Raw genomic sequence first — 3,543 nt, forward strand, 5'->3', positions numbered from 1 at the left:
CTATAATCGTGACTCCTTGCAATAGTTACATTCGTTATTGTTTTTTTTCTTGAGTTCCATTCGACTTCCAATGGTTTTAAGGAAAGTGTCGACCAGTTTGCGAGAGGTTTTATAATCTTCTATCATTGTTTGGGGTTTATCCTCCTAATGACGGAAAAATTAATATGTACTTACAATTTATATAAAAATCTAAGCCAACATTTTTGATATAAAAAAGAGCAGCATTTTTTCTACTTCTTCACTGGGTAGACCTTTTTTGCTGATATCGGTTAATCGGGGCAGGTGATCAGCAAAATAGAAATGGTTATTGGTCATTTCGTATAAATTGCTGGCCAAGGCATGCGGGTATGGAAATTCTGGCTTTATCTCAAGAATAACTTCGGCTACCGAAGAGACAATTTCCTTATAATTTAGAAAAAATCCTTTTATATTTTCTTCATCAACACTTTTTGTATGATAAACCTTGGTACTTTCTGCAATGACCACATTGTGCAGCGAAGATTCATTGACATAATCAATACTGGGATTTTCTTCACTGATCGATACAAAGGTGTGTATGATGATCTCTAATTTACGTTTAGGATCTTCAATATTGAAAGTTTTGATTTGCATCATATAGTTGAGCCATTCCCAATACCATGATACCAGGTAGGTCAACAACAAGTGTTTGTTTTCAAAATACCTGTAGATAGAAGCCTCCGTTGACTTCATTTCTTCGGCTAGTTTTTTAAAATTAAAGAGTTCAAACCCCAGTTCATCGATTAAGAGAATGCTGTGTTTGATAATTCTTTTACCAAGTTCTGACTGTTGCGGGTCTTTTAAATAAAGGCCGGGATTCAGCGTAATACTTATGTTTACAGCCATTTTGAAGATGTTTTACATGGGTTGCTAAGTTCAAAGTTAAGTATTTATTATTAAATGCATAACAATTGTCTATAATATCATAACTTAAATTAATAATAGTATTACTATCATATATGATTAATTTATTATATTTGCTTCTTTAAAATAAAAACAGAAATGGAAAAAACAGGATTTTTAAGTAATTTGAAGAGTGACTTTCCGGCGAGTATCGTCGTTTTTTTTGTAGCATTACCTTTGTGTCTTGGTATTGCTTTGGCCAGTGGAGCTCCCTTGTTTTCAGGCTTGATCGCCGGAATCATTGGTGGGGTAGTAGTAGGCGCATTGAGTGGATCAAAAATTGGTGTGAGTGGTCCTGCAGCAGGACTGGCTGCCATTGTTCTGACTTCGATCGGAACCTTAGGTGGATTTGAGAATTTCCTGGTAGCCGTTGTGTTGGGAGGAATCATTCAATTGATTTTTGGATTGTTAAGAGCAGGAATCATTGGGTATTATTTTCCTTCTTCAGTAATTAAAGGCATGTTGACCGGTATCGGTATTATTATCATTTTAAAGCAAATCCCTCACTTTTTTGGATATGATACAGACCCTGAAGGGGATTTTGCTTTTTTTCAGGTAGATGGTGAGAATACGTTTTCAGAAATTTTTAATACCGTAAACCATATTCAACCAGGATCGGCCTTGATTGGTATTATAGGTCTTACCATTTTGTTATTCTGGGACAAGGTTTTGTCTAAAAAAGCCAAGATATTTCAGGTGATTCAAGGCCCGTTGGTCGCAGTTTTGGTAGGAATTTTCTTTTATAGCTTTACACAATCAAATGCTGTTTTGGGTATTTCATCTAGTCATCTGGTGAATGTTCCTGTTCCAAAAGATGTGAGTTCATTTTTATCACAATTTAGTTTTCCGAATTTTTCGGCAATTGCAAATCCACAGGTGTGGGTGGTTGCTTTTACCATCGCCTTAGTAGCCAGTTTAGAGACCTTACTTTGTGTGGAAGCTACTGATAAATTAGATCCGCATAAAAATGTAACCCCAACCAACAGAGAGTTGCTGGCACAGGGAACAGGTAATATTATTTCTGGATTGATCGGTGGATTGCCAATTACACAGGTAATTGTCAGAAGTTCTGCCAATATTCAATCTGGAGGTAGAACAAAAATGTCTGCGATCATTCACGGTTTGTTTTTATTAGGATCTGTGATCTTGATTCCTAATTTATTGAACAGGATTCCCTTATCTGTATTGGCAGCTATTTTATTAATCGTTGGATTTAAGCTGGCGAAACCAGGGTTGTTTAAAACGATGTATGAGCTGGGTTGGAAACAGTTTGTACCCTTCATGGTTACCGTTGTGGGTATTGTTTTTACCGATTTGTTAGTAGGAATTGGATTGGGCTTATTGGTAGGTATTATTGTGATTCTGATCAAGAGTTACCAGAATTCTCACTTTTTACACAAAGAAGGAGAAGATGTTGATGATGGTAAAATAAAGATGACCTTGGCAGAAGAGGTGACATTTTTCAACAAAGGTGCGATTTTAAAAGAACTGGACAGGTTGCCTGAAGATTCTTTCTTGGAACTGGATGTAACCAAAACGAAATATCTGGACAATGATATTATTGAAATATTGGATGACTTTATGCACAAGGCGCAGGAGCGAAATATTTCAATCAAGCTTATTTCTCAAAGAGGAATAGTAGTAAATCCTGAAAGTTTTTTCAGATTCTTTAATACTCCGCGTAAAGCAAGTTAAGACAACCAACAGATATGAAAGCACAGACGAAAGCAACACAGGCGGCCCTGGAGCATGGGCAAATTATAAACATGCTTAAAGAGGGGAATGCCCGATTTACAGAGAATAAAAAGTTAGATAGAAATTTTCAGCAGCAGGTGCATGAAACCACCGGGGGACAGTTCCCTTTTGCGACGGTTTTAAGTTGTATCGATTCAAGAATTCCTGTTGAGACTATTTTTGATCAGGGAATTGGTGATATGTTTAGCGTGCGCATTGCCGGTAATTTTGTGAACGATGATATTTTGGGTAGTATGGAATTTGCCTGTAAACTGGCGGGTTCTAAAGTTTTGCTTGTAATGGGGCATACGTCTTGTGGGGCTGTGAAAGGAGCCTGTGATAATGCTGAACTGGGAAAACTTACCGGGATGTTGGATAAATTGAAACCAGCAGTGAATGCCGTTGAAAGCCCAAAAGAGGCAGCCGAGCGAACTTCTGCCAATGCTTCTTTTGTGAATGAGGTAGCCGCCAAGAATGTGGCTTTGACCCTAGAGGCGATCAGAAACGGCAGTGAGGTGTTGGCTGAAATGGAAGCAAATGGAGAGATTCAACTGGTAGGAGCGATGTATGATGTGGCTACAGGAGAAGTTACTTTCTAGTAAACAACTATATTTTTAAAAAAAGGTCCAACGTAGTTTGGGCCTTTTTTTATGCTTTTTATTTTCTTCATTGACCCAGGTCATTGCAATTGTGGCTGCTTCGTTTTATTTTCATGGATCTTACAAAATTAGGATCATGCAAACAGACTTTAGTTCACCCCCAAAGCATCCTGTTGATGCAAAAAAGATATTTAGAAAATTAGGCACCTGTTCCCGAACTTTTGCTTTTCTGCTCGACCGCGAATTCGGGAATATAATGGAAGACGAGGAGCGTGCTCTTGATCCATTG

The 3,543-nt window shown here is 37.7% G+C and carries 3 protein-coding genes; 2 read left to right on the forward strand and 1 reads right to left on the reverse strand.

All coding sequences use genetic code 11. From position 1 onward, the window contains the following. Positions 1-189: 189 nt before the first annotated feature. Complete coding sequence (locus ACR2MV_RS08690; protein WP_434021518.1) at positions 190-864, reverse strand: TetR/AcrR family transcriptional regulator; 675 nt, start codon at positions 862-864, stop codon at positions 190-192. A gap of 156 nt (positions 865-1,020) precedes the next feature. Here ACR2MV_RS08690 and ACR2MV_RS08695 point away from each other — a divergent pair, with 156 nt between their 5' ends. After that, a complete protein-coding gene (locus tag ACR2MV_RS08695; protein WP_434021519.1) occupies positions 1,021-2,616 on the forward strand; it encodes a SulP family inorganic anion transporter in 1,596 nt (531 codons plus the stop codon). A gap of 14 nt (positions 2,617-2,630) precedes the next feature. Further along, the gene (locus ACR2MV_RS08700) at positions 2,631-3,254 is read left to right on the forward strand and encodes a carbonic anhydrase family protein (protein ID WP_434021520.1); all 624 of its coding nucleotides are present in this window, start codon (positions 2,631-2,633) and stop codon (positions 3,252-3,254) included. The last annotated feature ends 289 nt before the right edge of the window (positions 3,255-3,543 follow it).

The organism is Lutimonas sp., assembly GCF_051011215.1.
Taxonomy (GTDB): Bacteria; Bacteroidota; Bacteroidia; order Flavobacteriales; family Flavobacteriaceae; genus Lutimonas.